This window comes from Bradyrhizobium sp. AUGA SZCCT0105, from assembly GCF_018129565.1.
GTDB lineage: Bacteria > Pseudomonadota > Alphaproteobacteria > Rhizobiales > Xanthobacteraceae > Bradyrhizobium.
Genome location: NZ_JAFCMK010000006.1, coordinates 174,067 through 193,376, shown reverse-complemented (window position 1 = coordinate 193,376; position 19,310 = coordinate 174,067). Strand labels below are relative to the sequence as shown.

Sequence of the window (19,310 nt, the reverse complement as noted above, 5' to 3'; positions counted from 1 at the left end):
GGTCGAAGCTGGTTTCAGAGGGTTATCACATCACCCCAAAATGGCCAAGCCGTTGCGGTCCCCGGCGGTCAATTATGCCAGATATGGTGGGGATGCCGGGGATTGCCAGCCGGCGGGGCCGCCCCGCCCGCTGCCCGGTTCCGGTCCCCGCAGGCCGTGGCTAACGGGGCCCGCGGGGGCGGACGGGACGCCCCCTTCCCGATCGCGCGACCAGCCGAGGCTGACGCCTCAAGGCGGGCCGCGCCCTCGAGCTTCACCAGAGCGCCCCACCCAATCACGCGACGTCCGTTTCTCTCGATCATCACGTGCGCGATCATGATGCGTCGAGTCACGAGATGATTTTGAAGCGTTCGATTTTTGAATCGTTCGATCTTTGAATCATTCAACACTGGATCGATTCAAGCCTCTCACGCGATGCGTGCAATTGTACGTCGCACTCCGTTGTCTCCCAGTCACACACACGAGCTTTGCGTACAGCTTCGATAGCTTCTAACCGCGCGCGGGCTGTTCGCGAAAATCACCGTGATAACGACGCCGAAGACAATTCTCTTTGGGGGCGTTGAATGACGGACGGATGGATTCGGCCGCAGCGGTTTGCTGCTTCGGCTCTGGTGGTGCTTTCGGTTGCTGGTGCGGACGAGGTGTTCGCGCAGACGCAATTGCCGTCCGTGACGGTCGATGCGCCGCAGCACCGGCAAGCGGCGCGATCGCAGCAGCCATCGCAACGGACCACGCGCGCGCGCAGCGCCTCGCGCCGCGCAACAGTCGCGCCAGTGGGCGCGCAGCCACAGGCGGCGCAGCAGGCCGCGGGCGGAGGCGGCGGACACGAGCGCGCCAACGGCCCGGTCACCGGCTACCTGGCGCGGCAGAGCGCCAGCGGCACCAAGACCAGCACGCCGATCATCCAGACGCCGCAATCGGTGACGGTGATCAGCGCCGAGCAGATCCGCGACCAGAAGATCGTCAGCAAGTTCGACGAAGTGCTGCGCTACACACCGGGGGTCATCGGCGGCACCTACGGCGCCGATTTTCGCAACGACTGGTTCATGATCCGCGGCTTCCCCGCGCAAAACGAGTCGCTGTTCCTCGACGGCCTGCAACTGTTCTACACCTCCTATGCGAGCTGGAAGCTGCAGCCGTTCAATCTCGAGCGCGTCGAGGTGCTGCGCGGTCCGTCCGGCATCCTTTATGGCGGCTCGGCGCCGGGCGGCCTCGTCAATGCGGTGAGCAAGCTGCCGCAGGCCGAGCCCATTCGCTACATCGAGACCGGCGTCAACAATTTCGGCGACGCCTATACCCAGTTCGACATCGGCGGCGCGGCGGCGCAGCCCGGCGGCGGCCAGGTGCAGTATCGCCTCGTCGGCCAGGCCCAGGGTGGCGGCACCCAGACTGACTACGTCTACGAGAACAATTTCTTCTTCGCCCCATCGGTGACCTGGCGGCCCGATGCCGACACCAGCCTCACCGTGTTCGGCATGGCCTCGCACAGCAACACCCGTGCGCTGAACTTCCTCCCCTATGTCGGCACTGTCACCAACGCGCCGTTCGGCCGCATTCCGACCAGCCTGTTCGCCGGCGATCCCAGCGTCGATCAGTTCCGCCGCGACCAGGAGATGGTCGGCTATCAGTTCCAGAAGAGCGTGACTGACCGCGTCGACTTCCGCCAGAACGCGCGCATGGCGCATGTCGACGTCTATTACGCCGGGCTCTACGGGCTCGGCTACGCCACGACGCCGGCGGCGGCCGACATCACCCGCGGCAATTTCTACACCCGCGGCATCGCCACGCAGCTCAACCTCGACAATCAGCTCGAATATCGCTTCTCAACCGGCGCGCTGCAACACGCCGCGCTGGTCGGCGTCGACCTGAAATATTACGGCATCGACGATCGGCAGGGTTTCGGCATGGGCACGACTCTCAACGTGTTCAATCCGGTCTACGGCAACAACCTGCCGTATAGCGGCTCGCTGTATCAGAACGCCTATCTCACCCAGGGCATGGCCGGGCTCTACCTGCAGGACCAGGTCAAGCTGGATCGCCTGACGGTCGTGCTGTCGGGACGGCAGGACTGGGTCGACCTCACCAACAACAACCGGATCGGCGCCGATCAGAGCCGCGACGACAGCAAGTTCTCCGGCCGGGTCGGTGCGATCTACAATTTCGACAGCGGCGTTGCGCCCTACGTCTCCTACATGACCGGCTACAATCCGGTCATCGGCACCAACGCCGCCGGCCAGTTGCTGCTGCCGGAGACCTCAGAGCAGACCGAGGTCGGCGTGAAATACGAGCCGGTCGGCCTCAACGCGCGGTTCGGCGCCGCGCTGTTCGATCTCAAGCGGAAGAACGCGCTGACCACAGATCCGAACAACACGCTGTTCCAGACCCAGAATGGCGAGGTCACCTCGCGCGGCGTCGAGCTCGAGGCTGTCGCGAACATCACGCGGGATTTCAAGCTGGTGGCGAGCTACACCAATTACGAGCTGTTCGTCAGCAAGGACCTCAATCCCGCGCTGATCGGTACCGTGCCGACCAACACCCCGCGGCAGCTCGCCTCGGTCTGGACCGACTACACCTTCCGCGACGGCCCGCTGAACGGCTTCGGCTTCGGCGGCGGCGTCCGCTATGTCGGCTCGTCCTTTGCCGACACCGCGAACACCGCGCGCGTCCCCGGGGTCCTGCTCGGCGACCTCGCCTTGCACTACGAATGGGACAACAACTGGCGCGCGGCGCTCAATGTCGTGAACGTCACCGACAAGATCTACGTCGCGAGCTGCGCAACGATCAGCTCCTGTTATTACGGCGATCGCCGGCGCATCACAGCAAGCCTCGCCTACAAATGGTGAGCGCGCCGCGAAACATTCCGTTCACAAATCCATCATCGAGACTGAGAGGCGGCATTCAGCCGCCTCTCCATTTTTTTGACGCCGTCAGGGTGGTGTCAGCATGTCGCGCTAGGTTCGAACAGCGGCTACACTTGCCGCGCCCAGACTGGCCCGCTCCGAATTGCGAGCCCCGGAGCGGGCCTTTTACATGGCGAACGTTTCCCACGACAACCCAAGGGCATCCGAGCCCGTCGCACGGGCCGCGCGCGGGCCAACGTCAGAATGCACTCCTGAACTGCGCGACATAGTCGGAGCTGCCATAGACCCACATGGGCTCGTCGCATTGTCGTGGGCCCGTGTCGTTCGTGCAGGCGGAACTCCACGGCGGAGCCGCGATCTGACGACCGACGATCCCGTATCCCTGCAGTCCGTTGCCGATTGTCGGTCCCGTGCCGACATGCGCTCGATCGCTGCCTTTGCCGGTTCGTGCATGAGCGAAGGCCTCGGTCGCAAGAGATGGCGCCAGCATGAGCGCCGCCAGAAGGTAGATCATCTTCATCGTTCAGCCGCCTTGATTGCGCCTCGCGCGGGCGAGGCATGTGCGTTGCTGAAAAGAAGACCGAGATCGGAGCCCGGATATTTCCCAATCACACAAATGTTGGCGGTGTTGCTACTTGGCTCGACGAGGCGGGCATCGCGCCGCAGAACCAGGGCGCTATCGCCGCAGGTCGGATTCTCGCACGCTGGCTCCCGCCGCCACAGGCGATACGCTGGCGACCAGGACGCCCGACAACACGACATTGAGGACACGTGCATAAGCCGCAATGAATGCGGCCAGCCCGCCTGAAAACAATTCGGCTTATCAGACTGATGCCGCCTCAGGCCGTACCGCAGCGCGTATGCACGCCGTTGCCGACGCACAACATACTCCATTAAATCGTCACCCCCCCTCCCTCCATTGTCACTCGGCTCGACGGCGGCCCTCCCTTGCGATAGATTGTCGCAGGTGGACCGATGCGCCGACAGCTGAAGAGATTTCTACCTCTAGTTCTGGTTGCCCTGCTGGTGCAGATCTTTGCACCGATCGGCGCTTGCTGGGCGGCGAGTCTTGCGGCCTCGGATCCGCTTACAGGCGCGGTCATGTGCCACGGCGGCGCGGTTCAAGCGACCGGCCAGGACGATCAGACCGGTCACCGCGCGCACGAAGGCTGCTGCGCCGCCTGCAGCGTGCTGCAGACCGGCGCACCGATCACTTCGCCGCAGACATCAGCCGCGATCGCGATCGATCGCGTGACGAGCCAGGTCACCTGGCTGGATTTCGCGCCGCGCCTCTCCGGTCCAAGAGCCGCTTCCGAGGCCCAGGCGCGCGCTCCGCCGTTTCTGTCGTAAAGCCGCGCGGCCACCGGCCGCTGAGACCTTTACACATCAACGCCCGCGGAGATTCCCATGTTCATCCGTCATGCGCGCGCAGCCCTATCTGGCCTTGCCGTCGCGCTTGTTCCACTTTCTTCCAGCAACGCGCACGAAATCGTCGGCAACCGCTTCTTTCCGGCCACGCTCGGCATCGACGATCCCGGCGTGAACGACGAACTCTCACTGCCCACCGTATCCAGCTTCCACACCGGCGATGATCTGTCGTTCCGGCAGCGCGACTTCTCCGGCGAGTTTTCCAAGCGGATCACCGAGGCTTTCGCGATCTCCATTGGGTCGACGTACAGCTTCCTCCATCCACCTGGAGGACCGACCGGAACCGGCGCCCATGGCTTCCAGAACGTCGACACCACCTTCAAGTATCGTGTCTTCAAGGACGCCGAGCATGAATTCGTTATGTCGGTAGGGCTGAGCGTCGAATGGGGCGGCACCGGCGCCGGCAGCGTCGGAGCTGATCCGTTCAACACCTACACGCCGACCCTCTATTTCGGCAAAGGCTTCGGCGACCTGCCCGACACGTTGTCATGGCTGCGCCCCGTCGCGGTCACCGGACAGGTTGGCTACGCCATTCCCGGTAGGTCATCCACCACGACCTTCGGGGTCGATCCCGATACTGGTGATTTGACCTCCGATACTGAGTTTCATCCAAGGGTGCTGAACTGGGGCGCCACGATCCAGTACAGCCTGCCCTATCTGAAATCCGCGGTCGTCGATCTCGGTCTGCCGGATTTTATCAATCGCATGATCCCGCTTGTTGAGGCGACGTTGCAGACCCCGGTCGGAAACACGTTGACGTCGGGCACGATGACGACTGGGACCATCAACCCCGGCGTTCTCTGGGTCGGGAACACCTATCAACTCGGGGTCGAGGCGCTGATCCCAATCAATCGTCAAAGCGGAACCCGGGTCGGCATGATTGCGCAGCTCCATCTTTATCTCGACGATATCGATCCCCGGGGCATCGGCAGGCCGATCTTTGGCGGTCCGGTGCAGCCCGCCAGCCCGTTTGCGAGGAATTGATCATGCGACGCTCATCCCTGATCATCGCGCTCTTGCTGTCGCTTGCGGCCGGCAAGGCAGACGCCCACGCCTTTCTCGATCATGCCGAGCCGCGCGTCGGCAACAAGGTGGCGAGCCCGCCGCGCGAGGTGACGCTCACCTTCACCCAGAAGCTGGAGGCAGCATTCAGTTCGGTAACAGTCACCGGTCCATCCGGGCAGCGGGTCGATGCCGGAAAGGCGCGCGTGAACGGCAACCAGATGTCGGTCTCGCTGAAGGGCGGCGGTGTTGGGACCTATCACGTCAATTGGCACGTGCTTTCCGTAGACACTCACACGACCGAGGGGAACTTCACCTTCCAGGTTGGCCAGTAGAGCTTAGTCGCAATGGATTGGTCCGCAGCAGGAGCGCCGTTGATCGCGACGCGCGCCGTGCACTTCGCGGCAACGGCGATAGCGGTCGGAAGCGTTGTTTTCGGCCGCCTGATCGCCATGCCGGTCTTGCACAACCGCACCGCGGCGATGCCTGCGTTTCGGAGCCGGACGCGGCGGCATATCTGGGCCTGTCTTGCCCTCGCGGTGATCTCGGGCGCGATTTGGCTTCTGCTGCAGGCGGCGTCGATGAGCGGAATGCCGCTCATCGACGCTTTGACCGCCGACATCCTATCAACCGTCATCAACGAAACCCAGTTCGGTGAGATGACAATCATCCGCGCAGGTCTTGCGATCTGCCTGGCGGCCTGCCTCATCTCAGACCGCGCGGTGGTCGCACAATGGCTGGGGCTGGCTGCAGCGATCGGGCTTGCCGGCAGTCTTGCCTGGACCGGCCACGCCGCCTCAACCATTGGTCCGACCGGCTATCTGCATCTTGCAGCGGATGCGTTGCATACCGTTGCTGCTGCAGCCTGGATCGGTGGTCTGGTGTCACTGATCACCTTCTTGGCCACTCCCAAGGTCCGTGAGAGCATGTCGCTGGTCCGCGATGCCACCGAACGGTTTTCGATACTCGGCATCGTCAGCGTGGCCACCATCCTGCTCAGCGGCGTTGTCAACGCCGCCATTCTGGTCGGCTCGCTACATGGGCTCGTCGCCACCGAATATGGGCGGCTGCTGATGCTCAAGATAGCGATCTTCGCCGCGATGCTCGTGTTCGCGGCGATCAACCGCTTTCGCTTGACGCCGCAGTTCGCCGCCATCGAAAGCGAACAATCGTCTGTCGCCCTTCGTCAACTGATCCGTAACAGTGCGATCGAGACAACACTCGGACTGGGAATCATCGTCATTGTTGGGCTGCTCGGAACCCTGCATCCCGCCATTCACCTGCAAGACGTTTCCGACCTCTTGCTGACCAGGCAGCATTGACGCAACTTGCCTAGTCCTCATTCGCCCTGAACCGCCCGAGTCCCAAGCCGTGCTGCATATCGCCGCACCTCGACATTGGTTTTCGCTTGCCTTGACTCGAGTCAGGAGTCAGCGGGCTCAGCTCTAGGAACCATTGCTAGTTCTTCCCGTTCCACCTGCGCCGATAGATACGGCATTGGAGGAGAGAACATGAACGTTAAATCGATTGTCGCGGCAGCGTTGCTTGCCGCTTTTGTCACGCCGGCATTTGCATCGGACGAATTCTACGTCGTGCAGGACGTGAAGACGAAGAAGTGCACGATCGTCGATCAGAAGCCGGTCGACACGACGACCACCGTCGTCAGCCCGTCGGGCACCATCTACAAGACACGCTCCGAAGCCGAGACCGGCATGAAGAGCGTCAAGATCTGCACGTCCGACTGACAGGCGCTGAGCACGCCAGTCACCATACTTTGGGCCGAGCCGGCAGTCGTCATCCTGGGCGGTGGCGTCTGCCTGGTCGGTCATCTCCACTGAAGGCGAGGAGTTTCTCTTATGAAAAAGTTTGTTATCGGCTGCATCTCGGCTGCGGCGTTCGCTACCGCCGCGCATGCGGCGACCACGATGCCCGCCGCCCCGACGGACAGCTGGACCATCACCAACTACTACAAGCAGAACGTCTATGATCCGAAGGAATCCAAGATCGGGACGATCGACGACGTGCTCGTCGACAAGGCGGGCAAGGTGACCGGCCTCGTCATCGGCGTCGGCGGCTTTCTCGGCGCCGGCGAGAAGGACGTGATCGTGCCGTACACGGCCGTCAAATCGCAAAAGAAGGACGACAAGTGGTGGCTCACGCTCGACGAGACCAAGGACAGCCTGAAGGCTGCACCGGGCTTCAAGTACGATCGGGCCAGCACAACCTGGATGCCTGAGAACAAGTAACACCGAAAGTCCCGTCTGCTCGGCGGTGCATTGCCGATCAGGCAGCTTGACGAGCAAAGCGGAAACACTAGCCCCGGCGCATTCGCGCGCCGGGGCTTTTGCTTGCGCCTCGAACTTCGCCGCAGCCGGGTGAACAAGACGCAGTGAAGCCGGATTCCCGCGTTGATGACGATACCGCTGGCGACCAACCCTTGGGCGTGTTTCGGTTTCAAGACTGCTTGCTTGATCCGCAAACCAACGATCCCCGGGCGCCGGAGGTTTCACAGCGCCGGGGATCGCTACTCCCGGAGGGCTTGGGGGCAAAGGCCGGGAGCTGCGAGTCTACTCTGTCGATTTTCGTTGGTTCCTCGACAGAACAAGGGCCACGGACCGTCAGAGATCAGCGGCTCTGCTGGGTGTTGATCCGTTTGGATATGTGTCCCTCGCCGCTGCTCGGGCCGCATGTGAGCGATCTCACCAAAGATCCGCTGGTCAACTACGCCGCCAGGGAGTCAACGGCGAAGCCTGATCCGGAGAACTCGCGGCCCCAATACCTGCTCGGTGAAAGAATCGTCACGACTTCGACGAGCAGGGACAAGCGAACCCTGCAGTGCAGCGGCGGGATTTCGGTATCCGTCGGCGACGTCAAGGCGTCGAAAGAGGTGGAATTCACCGCGCAAAAATCAGCCGACGGAAAATTGTCCGTTTCGGTCGCTCCATTTCAGTTTTGACTTCGTAGCGGCGGCGTGAAGTCCGCCAATATGACGGCGGATCGCATCGATCGTCGCTTTGCCTGGAACCGGAACGGCAAGCTCAGAGTTGTGGTCATAGTCCGGGAGCGCGGAGAAACTTCCGTCCCGGCAATTTTCAATTCGGAAAGCCAGGTCGCTTCATTCATTCGCGCTCGCATCGCGAAGGGACGGTCGTGCATGCCGACGAAGCGGCATCATGGGATAACTGACATGAGCGTTTCGAGATCAAGGGAATCAACCATCAGGCGACATACAGCCTCGATGGCGCGTGTACTGACATGGCTGAAGAATACCTGCCCCGCCTGCGACGTGCCGGGACCAGAGCTCGCCACATCGCCGGTGCGCGTCTCCACCGATACGCGCCGGAGTACCCCTGGCTTCAGGGCTGCCGCCCGATCTCGAACCGGGATCAGGTGAGCCGGATTGCCGGTGAGCGCTGACGCGCGGCAACGCTCTTGCCGCGCGCATTGGAGCAAGGGAATTGGTTGCTGAAGAAGCTTTGAGCTTGGAACCTTACGGTGTCCCGACAATTGGGCTCTTGTTCCGGGCAGGAACCGATAAAGGGAAATGCATGGGACAAATCCGCCGCCGCGTGAAGCAAGCCGATACGCTCGAAATCCGGCTCACGCAGGGAGCGAAAGAACTTCGCGACCGTGCCGGGCAACTTCCCGCTGGTCGAGACCGTGACGCGCTGCTCCAGCGAGCGCAGCATAATGAAGCCGCCGCGCACATGTCGGAATGGCTGATGTCCCCAAGTCAACGGACGCCCATCTAGGAGGGCGACGATGCAGGCGAACCATCACCGCAACCATCATCATTTCGACGGCGTGGAGCTTGCCTTTGTCGGCGCTGCGGTGGTGTCGCTGATGGCCCTGCTCGCCAGCGTGGCGTGGCTCCTGCTGCGGTGAGCAATCGAATCGAAAAGGACCGTCACACGGGCGGTCCTTTTCTGCCGGTTGGAATGGATCTGTAAAAACTCAAAAGTTAAAAAGTGCTCTGTAAACAAAAGTAGTGCCGGCAGAGTTGTATTACGGCCATCCTGGCTTGCGATGAAATCCGGATCAGTACGGTGTTCCGGCGACGGAACCAGGCCGGCGGCGTTTCCGGACACACAGAGAGCCGCAGAAACCAGGCCGCGTGCTTGACTTGCGCGGCCCCCCTCCCCGCGACGTGCGGCAAAACAACCCGACGGGCAACTCAGCAAAAACCTGTCAACCGCCTTGCGCAAAAATATTTCGCTTTATCCGAAATACAACTCAGTGTATGGTCTGCCCGTCTCACCCGATCGAGGGGCGCTGCGCATCGTCACGGGTGTTGCGGTGAGATGCGGTGGACGCCGAGCGTGCGACTGACGAAGGCACGCGAAGCGGACGGTGAAGTCGTGTGGTCCTGACGCCCTAGCGGTAGGTGTCTTTTCGCATTGCGCGATGCGCGTTGTGAAGACGGTGACAAACAAGCCCAGTCTCGCCGGGGAGAGCACGAAGTAAGCCGTAAGCCATCGCGCAGGGAAAGCCGGATTGCTCCGGTTACACCTGTGGTCCTACCCCCGAGCTTCCTACCCATTGCTCGGGGCCCATGGGTGCGATCGGCACCCGGCTTTCCCTGCGCCCTCTGCGAGAGAGAGGGCGGAACGAGTTGCAAAACTTCGGACAGATGATGTCGCGAGAATGCGAAGCTGCGTCCTCATTCTCACCTCATTCTCAGCTGTCATCGCCCGGCTTGACCGGGCGATCCAGTACGCCGCGGCCTCTCGGCTCAAACACTAGCGTCTCTGGAATACTGGATCACCCGCATGCGCGGGTGATGACACCGAATAAGCTGTTTGACAGGTGAATCAGGCTACGATGCCAGACCGCTACAGCCCGGTAAACCCGGCCTTCACATGGTCGGTGCTGCCGTCGAGCTGGCGCAGATAGGTCAGCCCGCACACGGTCAACCGATGCGTATCGCGCTCGCCCGCCTCGAACAGCGTCTGCACGTACTCTCTCACCTTCGCCCGTGCTTCGTCGCTTGCAGCGGACGTGCGGTTGAGCAGCAGATCATACGTCTGCATGATCCGATCGATCGCGGCTTCCATTGATGTCTCCGGGTTGACGCTCAGGCGACCACCAGCGTCTCGGCCTCGAACTTCGCGATCGCCTTGTTGGCGAGGCGGAGTCGGTTCAGCTCACCGCGCTGGAACAGCTTCACGACGATGCCGAGCAGGCGCTCATTGGTGGCGAATGTGTCGGGAATGACGCCGGATTTGCGCAGGTAATTCGACGCGATCGCGTAGGCGTCACCGACGACCTCGACGTTCAGCACCTCAATCCCGCGTTCGACCAGCATATCCCTGCCTCTCCATCAGCGTTTTCAAGCGAAGTGGACACCGGTTCGCGTGAAGAAAACGCGCCCAATTAAAGGATTGCAGCGTCATGAGGTCCAATTGGTCCTCATGATGCCCGGGCTAACGGATAAGCCGCAGGGAACGCCTTGGTTCCTCGCCGGGACCTATTTATTTTCGCAGGTGCAGCACGAAAAACGCATCGGCCGGGCATGACCGATGCGTTGACTGGAGGGAGGCTGCCGGTCTTGTGGGGGGCCGGCTTGGCCATCAGGCGAAACGAGGAAGGCTCAGAGGCGATACAGGATCTGGTCGGTCCAGAAGCGCTCGAGGCGGTGCAGCGACTTGTTGAGGCTCGCGAATTCCTCGTTCGAGATGCCGCCGACCTGCTCGACCGTCTTGACGTGCTTCTGATAGAGCGCATCGACGATCTTGCGGACTTCCTGGCCCTGCGGGGTCAGACGGATGCGGACCGAGCGGCGATCGACGCGCGAGCGCTGGTGATCGAGGAAGCCGAGCTCGACGAGCTTCTTCAGATTGTAGGAGACGTTGGAGCCGAGATAGTAGCCGCGGGTGCGCAGCTCGCCGGCGGTCAGTTCCTTGTCGCCGATATTGTAGAGGAGCAGCGCCTGCACCGAGTTGATGTCGGCGCGGCCACGACGATCGAATTCATCCTTGATGACGTCGAGGAGCCGGCGATGCAGCCGCTCCACCAAAGTCAGGGCTTCGAGATAGAGCGGCTGCACCGGAGCTTGACCGGTAGCGCGATCAGCGGCATCCGCCGCCGTTGTCGCAACGGCTTTCATCATGACACTTCCCCTGTTTGTCGTTTTTATCGACTTTATTTCGACGAAACTTGTGTCCCGCCTGATAGGTCCAACGTAAGGGGGCCGTTTGAATATCCGCTTAAATAAGAGAATAAAGAGATCATGAATTTAAGACAGTGAATCGTGGATTAAGCCCATGGATCAAGGACTTTTCGCAACTGTTCATTGACGGTGGCGGGCCCTTGTTCACGCTTCGTGTGCCTCACCTGTCACATTCGGAAACAGCAGCGTCTGAATTCGAAACGGTGGCGTAACGGGTATGAGGGAACCCTTTACGGTGACCGATCGGTTACCGGAAAATTCTTCGAAAATTTTATGGGAGTGCCTCGGGGCGGGACGCGTGGGATGCGCGCAAGCGGCCCCGTTCGTCGCCGCGGCCAGATCGGTTCCGCCGTCGGCCCGCGCAAAGCCGGCCGGCACACGCGCCGAGATCCGGTGAAATGGGTCCCGACGGCAGGTCCCGCAAAGGCGCTGCCGCGATGGGACGCCTTAAATGGGGATGCGATCTGTGGCATCCACCTAGCAGAACCAGCGACGCTGTCTTCTCGTTGCGCGCACGACTGGCAAATATTGGCTGTCACCGTCAGCTCTTCGCCGCGCTGTCGCAGCCAGGCAACAGTGCTCAAGCCATCGCGGTGCGCAAGGCCTATGGCGGGCGTTCGCGCGCCGACATCCAGGCCAGCGCCAGATAAGCCGCGAGCATCACGGCCTCGAGCCCGACCACGGTGAGGCTGCCGCCATAGATGCCCGGAAACATCAGCTCGATGACGGCCATCGACACCACGGTGGTCAACCAGACCACGGCGCCCCACGGCGTCGCAAGCCAGAGCCCGACGGCGGCGACGAGCTCGATGACGGCGAAATAGATCGTGGCGGTCTGCCAGGCCATCGACTGGTTCTCGAAGGCCTCCTCCTCGCCGCCGACGAAGCCCGTCACCTGGGCCCAGTGATAAAGGCCCTTGGCGACCGAGACGACGGCCATGATGCGCAGGAAGATGACAAGGCGCCGCGTCCACGCATTGTCGTCCGGCTCGATCCGGTCGGACGAGATCGCGCTCACCGAGATGGCGTTGTCCCGCGCCTGATCGCGTGCAGAGGTGTCAGACATCCGAATCGCCGCATGGCGGCCGCAAAATGGGGTTCATGGCGCAGTCTTGGCCCGCCGGGGGCCCAAAATCAATCGCCGTTGCGGCAGATCAAGGGCGTCAAGGGTGCAACAGGGCTGCAATAGCGGCGCAATGACGGCGCCCCTGACAGGTGCTAGAACCGAACTTATATCAGGTCCAGACCAGCCGTCCGTCGAGGAGAAGACAATATGGCGATCAAATTCGGGCGCCCGATCGAACTGCGCGATACGCCGCGGCGCCAGACTGATGCCCTCGCCTCCCCCTCACTCGACCTCACGATCCGGATGCGCCGCAATCGCAAGTCCGAATGGGCCCGCCGCCTGGTGCGCGAGAATGTGCTGACCACCGACGACCTGATCTGGCCAATGTTCGTGGTCGATGGCCACAACGCCCGCACGCCGGTGGCCTCGATGCCCGGCGTCGAGCGGCTCACCGTCGACCAGATCGTCCGCGACGCCGAGCGCGCCGCAAAACTCAACATCCCCTGCATCGCGCTGTTCCCCTTCACCGAGCCGGCCCTGCGCGACGAGCAAGGTTCGGAAGCCCTCAACCCCGACAATCTGGTCTGCCAGGCCGTGCGCGCGATCAAGAAAGAGTTTCCCGATATCGGCGTGCTCTGCGACGTGGCGCTCGATCCCTTCACCAGCCATGGCCATGACGGGCTGATCGAGGGCGGCAAGATCCTCAACGACGAGACCGTCGCGGTGCTGGTCAAGCAGGCGCTGACCCAGGCCGAGGCCGGCTGCGACGTGATCGCACCGTCGGACATGATGGATGGCCGGATCGGCGCGATCCGCGAGGCGCTCGACGACAACGGCTTCGGCGACGTCCAGATCATGTCCTACGCGGCGAAATATGCTTCCGCTTTCTACGGCCCGTTCCGCGACGCGATCGGCTCGGCCAAGACGCTGACCGGCGACAAGCGCACCTATCAGATGGACAGCGCCAATTCCGACGAGGCGCTGCGCGAGGTAGAGCTCGACATCGCCGAGGGCGCCGACATGGTGATGGTGAAGCCGGGCATGCCCTATCTCGACATCGTCCGCCGCGTGAAGGACCATTTCGCGATGCCGACCTTCGTGTACCAGGTGTCCGGCGAATACGCGATGATCGCGGGCGCCGCCGCCAATGGCTGGATCGACGGCGAGCGCGCGATGATGGAGAGCCTGGTCGGCTTCAAGCGCGCCGGCGCCGACGGCATCCTCACCTATTTCGCGCCGAAGGCCGCCGAGAAGATCAAGGCGGAATCGTAACGGCGCTATGCGGGTCCGGCCGGCGCGGCTGGACGTGGACCGCAGAGCGGGCGCAGCGCCTCGCGCTCGTCCTGCGACAGCACCCTCAGCGGGTAGATCGGTTCATTTGTCTCGCGCTTGAAGAACGGATGCGGCCAGGCCTTGCCGCTCAGGCGCCAGCCCAACACCTTGCCGATCGCGCGCAGGATCAGCGGCAGGTTGAAGCCAGTCGATCCCTTCGGAGCTTCGCCGATCGCATATTTGCCGAGGATTGCGCCGGTTGGCCTGCCGAACACCTCGTCCACGCGCATCGCGCCGCCGTCGAAGGCCTGCGCCACGATTCCGACGAACGGGACGGCAGGTGTCAGCGAGTTGCCCACCGGCGAATTGCAGCAGGTGGTGTGCCATCGGTACAGCCCTTTGGGCGTCAGCCGCAGCCCGGCGATCCTGTCATGCCCCTGCACGAAACTGAGCGACGCCGGGGCGACCTGGACGATGTCGGTACCGCCGTGGACATCGAGCAGATCGGCCCGGCCGATCCGGTGCATGAACGCCTGGCAGTCGTCGCAGTAGCAGACGACGCGATTGGCGGCCGTCGGCGCGGCGTTCGTGACCACACCCCGAACCTCGCCACAGCGGCAGCGCAACCCGATCTGTGTGCCCATCTGTCCCCCGCCGTCACGCAACCGCCAGCCTACACCGAGGCGGGCGGTTTCGGCCGCCGAATCGCCGGAATATTTCGGCTAGTTAATGTTCGCGCGGACTTGGCAGGCGAGCCTCGTGCTCCCATGTCCTGCGCGGGAGTTTCATCGGAGGTTGGTCATGTCTTACGGCAATGACAGCGGCACCTGGCGCAACGACGGCGGCGTTCCGCCGCATGCGTTCGATCCGTTGATGCAGCCGGAACTGTTCCGCGGCGTGCTGACGCGGCGTATCTTTGCGTTCCTGATCGACCTCTTCGTGCTGTCGGTGCCGGTGATCCTGGCGGTGATCTTCATCGCGATCTTCGGCGTCGTCACGCTCGGCCTCGGCTGGGCGCTGTTCTGGCTGGTGTCGCCCGCTTCGATCGTCTGGGCCATCGTCTATTACGGCGCCTCGATCGGCGGGCAGCACTCGGCCACGGTTGGCATGCGCATGATGGATCTGGAACTGCGCACCTGGTACGGCGCGCGCGGCTATTTCGTGCTCGGCGCCACCCACGCGGTGCTGTTCTGGGTGACGATCTCGTTCCTGTCGCCGCTGGTGCTGCTGGTCGGACTCCTCAACGGCCGCCGCCGGCTGCTGCACGACATCATCCTCGGAACCGTCATGATCAACAGCTCGGTCCGGACCCAGGTCACCCCGGCCGCGCGGGCCTCTTATTAGGCCCGCCTAAACCAATTGACCGTTAGCCTCCGGGGGGCGATGCTAACTCGGCTGCCTGTATTGTATGTGGAGCCCGACGATCAGACGTGACCCAGCACTCGCGTGATACCCCCCAGTTCTATCTGACGGCGCCCTCACCCTGCCCCTATCTGCCGGGCCGGCATGAGCGGAAGGTTTTCACGCACCTGGTTGGCGACAAAGCGGGCGATCTCAACGACTTGCTGACCCATGGCGGCTTCCGCCGGAGCCAGTCGATCGCCTACCGCCCGGCCTGCGACGCCTGCCGGGCCTGCGTCTCGGTCCGGGTCGTCGCCAACGAATTCCGTCCCTCCCGCAACTTCCGCAAGGTGCTGGCCCGCAACGCCGACATCATCGGCGAGCAGCGCACGGCGGTCCCGACCTCGGAGCAATATTCGGTCTTCCGTGCCTATCTCGACCGCCGCCACCGCAACGGCGGCATGGCCGACATGACCGTGCTGGACTACGCGATGATGGTCGAGGACAGCCATGTCGAGACCCGGATCATCGAGTACCGCAAGCGCAATGCCGACAGCGCCATCACCGGCCGCGGCGACGAGCTGATGGCGGTGGCGCTGACCGACGTGCTCAGCGACGGGCTGTCGATGGTCTATTCGTTCTTCGAGCCGGGGCTTGAGGCCCGCTCGCTCGGCACCTTCATGATCCTCGACCACATCGCCCGCGCCCGCCGGCAGGGCCTGCCCTACGTCTATCTCGGCTACTGGATCGAGGGCTCCAAGAAGATGGACTACAAGGGCCGCTTCCTGCCCCAGCAGCGGCTCGCGCCGTCGGGCTGGCTGCGCGTCGACGCGTCAGGCGAGGCGCTGGCCGAGCCGCAGGACTAGCGCCTCTTCAGTCAGGCGCTCTAGGTGCCGAAGATCGTATCGATCAGCAGCTTCACGTTCAGGATCACGATCAGGCCGGCGACGATCCATGCTGCCACCGCAACGGGGCGCGAAATCGCGAACGCGCCCATCTTGCGCTTGTCGGACACGAAGCGCACCAGCGGGATCACCGCGAACGGCAGCTGCATCGACAGCACGACCTGGCTGAACACCAAAAGCTGCGCGGTGCCGCTCTCGCCATAGAGCGCCGCCACCACGATGACCGGCACGATCGCGATGCCGCGGGTCACCAGCCGCTGCAGCCAGTCGGGCAGCTTGAGGTCGAGAAAGCCCTGCATCACGATCTGGCCGGCGAGCGTTGCAGTCACCGTCGAGTTCAGGCCAGAGGCGAGCAGCGCCACGGCAAACAGCGTCGAGGCGATGCCGAGGCCGAGCAGCGGCGACAGCAGCTCGAAAGCCTGGTCGATCTCGGCGACATCAGAGTGGCCGCTCTTGTGGAAGGTCGCGGCCGCCAGCACCAGGATCGCGGCGTTGACGAACAGTGCCAGCATCAGCGCGATGGTGGAGTCGGTGGTCGCCCATTTGATCGCGTCGCGCCGGCCCTCCTCGGTGCGCGGATAGGCCCGGGTCTGCACGATCGAGGAGTGCAGATAGAGGTTATGCGGCATCACGGTGGCGCCGATGATGCCGATCGCGATGTAGAGCATCTCCGGATTGGTGACGATCTCGCGCGACGGCATGAAGCCGCCGATCACGCCGGCAATCGGCGGCGCGGCAGCGGCGATCTGGACCACGAAGCAGACCGCGATGACGATCAGGAGCGCGATCACGAAGGCCTCGAGGAAACGGAAGCCGCGGTTCATCAGGAGCAGCAGCAGGAACGCATCGAGCGCCGCAAGCAGCGCGCCGCCGATCAGGGGAATGCCGAACAGCAGCTTGAGTGCGATCGCAGTGCCGATCACCTCGGCGAGGTCGCAGGCGATGATCGCGGCTTCGCAGGCGAGCCACAGCAGCAAATTCACCGGCCGCGAATAGGTCGCGCGGCAGGCCTGTGCCAGGTCGCGGTCGGTCGCGATGCCAAGCCGGGCCGAAAGCGCCTGCAGCAGGATCGCCATCAGGTTGGAGAGCAGGATGACCGACAGCAGCGTGTAGCCAAACTTCGATCCGCCCGCGAGATCGGTTGCCCAGTTGCCGGGGTCCATATAGCCGACCGAGACCAGGTAGCCCGGCCCGGCGAAAGCCAACAGCCGCCGCCACCACACGCCCGTGCTCGGCACCGCAACGGTCGCGTTCACCTCGGGCAGGCTGCGCGCATGGCCGGCATCGCCCCGCCAGCCATCCGGCACGGCGTCAGGAGCAGAAACGGAAGACATTTCAGGAGTCCGAGCGTCCATCCGGGAAGCATGACCGATCCATCCCGTTATTGCAACTCATTTGCAACTGCATCTGGGCTCACGAAAATGATACCGACTGCCTGTCTTGTAAAGTACTCAGGAAGTGCTTTACGTTAGACGCATGATCAAGCTACCCGTCGAGACGCCAACCGCAACGCTGCGTTACGCTCTCGCCCCCGACCCGTCGGGCATCGAGGCGATCGAGGCGACCTTTGCGGCCTACGACCGGATGATGGCGATCCTCGCCGAGGTCGCCCCCGTCGGCGCCAACCTCGTCTCGCTGCACGCCCAGGCCTACGAGAAGATCCGCAAGGAAACCGGCCTGCCCGCACGGCTGGTGACGCTCGGCCTGCGCGACCGCGCCAACTACATCGCAGGCGCCGCCGTCCGCCGGATACCGCTCGACGACAAGTTGTTTGCGATCAAGGGGCCAACTTCACTGACCATTAGCACTGTCAGCGGACGCGTCTTGGTGCCGTTCGACGTGCCGGGATATGTCTCGGGCTGGGAAAGCCCCTTCCCGGCGCATTTGATCTCGGATGGACGCGGCTACGAAATCCACATCGCCGTCAAATCGAAATCAGCACAACCGGAGGAGAAGACCATGCTTCACGAAGGCATCCTTGCGCGCATGGGCCGGCTTCTTGCCGCCATCGCCAGCCAGACCATCGACAACGTCGAGAGCAACAACAAGGTCACGCTGGTCAAGCAGGCGATCCGCGAGATCGACGCGGGCGCCGACGAAGCGCGCTATGCGCTCGGCAAGTCGCGCGCCGAGGAATTCCGTTTGAAGAGGCGCCGCGAAGAACTGGATACCGAGACGACTGCTCTGAACGAGAAGATCCGTCTCGCACTTGCGGAAAGTCGCGAGGATCTCGCGCGCGCCGGCGTCGCACGGCAAATTGACCTGGAGTCGCAGGTGATCGCGCTGGAACGCGCGATGGATTTCATCGAACTCGAGATCGACGAGCAGACCAAGGCGCTGCAAGCCATGCTCGGCGCGCGCCGCGAGGCAGAGGCGCGATTGGCCGATCTCGAACAAAGTCTGATCCGCGAGGCCAAGGACGAAACCAGCCGGAGCCCATCGACGACCAATACATTGAGTGCCGAACGCGCCATGGCGGCGATCGCCCGGGTTACCGGTGTCCCCGCTGCAAGCGTGCTCGGCGACAAGGAGCTCGACGAACTCGATCGCCTGCACCGCGAAAAGGAAATCGCGGCGCGGCTTGAAAGGATCAAGTCAGAAAAATGAGTGCAGTTGGCGACATTCTGCTCGCCCCGGACGTGCGGCCCTTCGCGGTCGCGGCTGCGATCATGGTGGCACTTGGCGGTATCGAGCTGCTGACCACCATGGTCGGACTTTCGATCAGCGAACTCGTCGGTAAGGATTTCGCGGTCGAGGCCGAGAGCCACAATGCTCTCAGTGGCCTGTTTCTCTGGATCAACGCCGGGCGGCTTCCCCTCCTGATCCTGATCATCCTGATACTTGGCATATTCTCGATCGGAGGCTTCCTGCTTCAGGGACTGGCGCATGCCGCAGGCACCGCCATTCCGGTCTCGATTGCCGCGGTAATTGCTGCCGCAGGCAGCATCCCCGTGATCAGAAATACGAGCCGCGGCCTCGCCCGCATCATTCCGCGCGACGAGAGCTATGCGGTCAACGACAGCGACTTTGTCGGCAAGGTCGCAACCGTGTCGGTCGGCCCGCTCGATCAGGGCCTGCCCGGCAGGGTCCGTCTCAAGGATGTCTTCGGCAACTGGCACACCGTGTCGGCGCGGGCCAGCGCGGAGTCCGAGGCATTGCCGGTCGGCGCCAGCGTGTTGCTGGTCGACCGCGATACCAAAGGATTCATTGCGATCGCCGCTCCTTCCGACCTCATTGAACAACAACGATCTTCCAACAGGGCATAA

22 protein-coding genes are annotated in these 19,310 nt (G+C 63.0%); 14 read left to right on the top strand and 8 right to left on the bottom strand.

Annotated elements, in window-relative coordinates:
• The first annotated feature begins 563 nt into the window (after positions 1 to 563).
• The gene (locus JQ573_RS26960; RefSeq protein ID WP_212315017.1) at positions 564 to 2,843 is read left to right on the top strand and encodes a TonB-dependent siderophore receptor; all 2,280 of its coding nucleotides are present in this window, start codon (positions 564 to 566) and stop codon (positions 2,841 to 2,843) included.
• A 256-nt stretch (positions 2,844 to 3,099) separates the two neighbouring features.
• On the opposite strand, the gene JQ573_RS26955 is transcribed toward JQ573_RS26960, so the two are convergent.
• Positions 3,100 to 3,381 carry a hypothetical protein gene (locus JQ573_RS26955; protein ID WP_212315019.1) on the bottom strand — a complete coding sequence of 94 codons (282 nt, stop codon included), beginning with the start codon at positions 3,379 to 3,381 and terminating at the stop codon, positions 3,100 to 3,102.
• A gap of 455 nt (positions 3,382 to 3,836) precedes the next feature.
• Between JQ573_RS26955 and JQ573_RS26950 the strand changes: the two genes are divergently transcribed.
• From JQ573_RS26950 to JQ573_RS26920, 7 genes are all read left to right on the top strand, one after another.
• Positions 3,837 to 4,211, top strand: a complete 375-nt coding sequence (locus JQ573_RS26950; protein ID WP_212315020.1) for a DUF2946 family protein — start codon at positions 3,837 to 3,839, stop codon at positions 4,209 to 4,211.
• A gap of 57 nt (positions 4,212 to 4,268) precedes the next feature.
• Entirely contained in the window at positions 4,269 to 5,273 is a 1,005-nt protein-coding gene (locus JQ573_RS26945) for a hypothetical protein (protein ID WP_212315022.1), read from the top strand.
• 2 nt (positions 5,274 to 5,275) lie between these two features.
• A complete protein-coding gene (locus tag JQ573_RS26940; protein WP_212315024.1) occupies positions 5,276 to 5,626 on the top strand; it encodes a copper resistance CopC family protein in 351 nt (116 codons plus the stop codon).
• Between the two features lie 39 nt (positions 5,627 to 5,665).
• Positions 5,666 to 6,613 carry a copper homeostasis membrane protein CopD gene (copD, locus tag JQ573_RS26935; protein WP_249132390.1) on the top strand — a complete coding sequence of 316 codons (948 nt, stop codon included), beginning with the start codon at positions 5,666 to 5,668 and terminating at the stop codon, positions 6,611 to 6,613.
• Between the two features lie 189 nt (positions 6,614 to 6,802).
• The gene (locus JQ573_RS26930) at positions 6,803 to 7,036 is read left to right on the top strand and encodes a hypothetical protein (protein ID WP_212315028.1); all 234 of its coding nucleotides are present in this window, start codon (positions 6,803 to 6,805) and stop codon (positions 7,034 to 7,036) included.
• Positions 7,037 to 7,147: 111 nt separating this feature from the next.
• Entirely contained in the window at positions 7,148 to 7,537 is a 390-nt protein-coding gene (locus tag JQ573_RS26925; RefSeq protein WP_212315030.1) for a PRC-barrel domain-containing protein, read from the top strand.
• A gap of 443 nt (positions 7,538 to 7,980) precedes the next feature.
• A complete protein-coding gene (locus tag JQ573_RS26920) occupies positions 7,981 to 8,247 on the top strand; it encodes a hypothetical protein (protein WP_212315031.1) in 267 nt (88 codons plus the stop codon).
• A 430-nt stretch (positions 8,248 to 8,677) separates the two neighbouring features.
• Here JQ573_RS26920 and JQ573_RS26915 read toward each other — a convergent pair whose 3' ends face one another.
• A complete protein-coding gene (locus tag JQ573_RS26915) occupies positions 8,678 to 8,980 on the bottom strand; it encodes a hypothetical protein (protein ID WP_212315033.1) in 303 nt (100 codons plus the stop codon).
• Positions 8,981 to 9,053: 73 nt separating this feature from the next.
• Between JQ573_RS26915 and JQ573_RS40675 the strand changes: the two genes are divergently transcribed.
• Positions 9,054 to 9,176, top strand: coding sequence for a hypothetical protein (locus tag JQ573_RS40675; RefSeq protein WP_276327612.1), 123 nt, complete (start codon positions 9,054 to 9,056; stop codon positions 9,174 to 9,176).
• A 947-nt stretch (positions 9,177 to 10,123) separates the two neighbouring features.
• Here JQ573_RS40675 and JQ573_RS26910 read toward each other — a convergent pair.
• The 4 genes from JQ573_RS26910 to JQ573_RS26895 all read right to left on the bottom strand — a co-directional run bounded on the left by JQ573_RS26910 (position 10,124) and on the right by JQ573_RS26895 (position 12,526).
• Positions 10,124 to 10,345 (bottom strand): hypothetical protein, encoded by a 222-nt coding sequence (locus JQ573_RS26910; RefSeq protein WP_212318770.1) that lies wholly within the window; start codon positions 10,343 to 10,345, stop codon positions 10,124 to 10,126.
• A 20-nt stretch (positions 10,346 to 10,365) separates the two neighbouring features.
• A complete protein-coding gene (locus tag JQ573_RS26905; protein WP_092125669.1) occupies positions 10,366 to 10,596 on the bottom strand; it encodes a hypothetical protein in 231 nt (76 codons plus the stop codon).
• A gap of 285 nt (positions 10,597 to 10,881) precedes the next feature.
• Positions 10,882 to 11,400 (bottom strand): transcriptional regulator LdtR, encoded by a 519-nt coding sequence (gene ldtR, locus JQ573_RS26900; RefSeq protein WP_018271925.1) that lies wholly within the window; start codon positions 11,398 to 11,400, stop codon positions 10,882 to 10,884.
• A gap of 664 nt (positions 11,401 to 12,064) precedes the next feature.
• Positions 12,065 to 12,526: a DUF6163 family protein gene (locus JQ573_RS26895; RefSeq protein WP_050422596.1), complete on the bottom strand. Its 462-nt coding sequence runs from the start codon at positions 12,524 to 12,526 to the stop codon at positions 12,065 to 12,067.
• Between the two features lie 207 nt (positions 12,527 to 12,733).
• On the opposite strand from JQ573_RS26895, the gene hemB reads away from it, so the two are divergent.
• Positions 12,734 to 13,798 (top strand): porphobilinogen synthase, encoded by a 1,065-nt coding sequence (gene hemB, locus JQ573_RS26890; RefSeq protein WP_212318768.1) that lies wholly within the window; start codon positions 12,734 to 12,736, stop codon positions 13,796 to 13,798.
• Between the two features lie 5 nt (positions 13,799 to 13,803).
• On the opposite strand, the gene JQ573_RS26885 is transcribed toward hemB, so the two are convergent.
• Complete coding sequence (locus tag JQ573_RS26885) at positions 13,804 to 14,463, bottom strand: DUF6151 family protein (RefSeq protein ID WP_212318767.1); 660 nt, start codon at positions 14,461 to 14,463, stop codon at positions 13,804 to 13,806.
• Between the two features lie 136 nt (positions 14,464 to 14,599).
• Here JQ573_RS26885 and JQ573_RS26880 point away from each other — a divergent pair, with 136 nt between their 5' ends.
• On the top strand, positions 14,600 to 15,142 hold the full coding sequence (locus JQ573_RS26880) for an RDD family protein (RefSeq protein WP_212318765.1): 543 nt from the start codon (positions 14,600 to 14,602) through the stop codon (positions 15,140 to 15,142).
• Between the two features lie 86 nt (positions 15,143 to 15,228).
• Complete coding sequence (locus tag JQ573_RS26875; RefSeq protein WP_092114746.1) at positions 15,229 to 16,005, top strand: arginyltransferase; 777 nt, start codon at positions 15,229 to 15,231, stop codon at positions 16,003 to 16,005.
• A gap of 20 nt (positions 16,006 to 16,025) precedes the next feature.
• Here the strand turns inward: JQ573_RS26875 and JQ573_RS26870 are convergent, their stop codons facing one another.
• Positions 16,026 to 17,399 carry an Nramp family divalent metal transporter gene (locus JQ573_RS26870; RefSeq protein WP_212318763.1) on the bottom strand — a complete coding sequence of 458 codons (1,374 nt, stop codon included), beginning with the start codon at positions 17,397 to 17,399 and terminating at the stop codon, positions 16,026 to 16,028.
• 121 nt (positions 17,400 to 17,520) lie between these two features.
• Between JQ573_RS26870 and JQ573_RS26865 the strand changes: the two genes are divergently transcribed.
• Together JQ573_RS26865 and JQ573_RS26860 are read left to right on the top strand one after the other, a co-directional pair.
• Positions 17,521 to 18,651 carry a PspA/IM30 family protein gene (locus JQ573_RS26865; protein ID WP_212318761.1) on the top strand — a complete coding sequence of 377 codons (1,131 nt, stop codon included), beginning with the start codon at positions 17,521 to 17,523 and terminating at the stop codon, positions 18,649 to 18,651.
• Positions 18,648 to 19,310, top strand: a complete 663-nt coding sequence (locus JQ573_RS26860) for an OB-fold-containig protein (protein ID WP_212318759.1) — start codon at positions 18,648 to 18,650, stop codon at positions 19,308 to 19,310. The genes JQ573_RS26865 and JQ573_RS26860 overlap by 4 nt, the downstream gene beginning before the upstream one ends.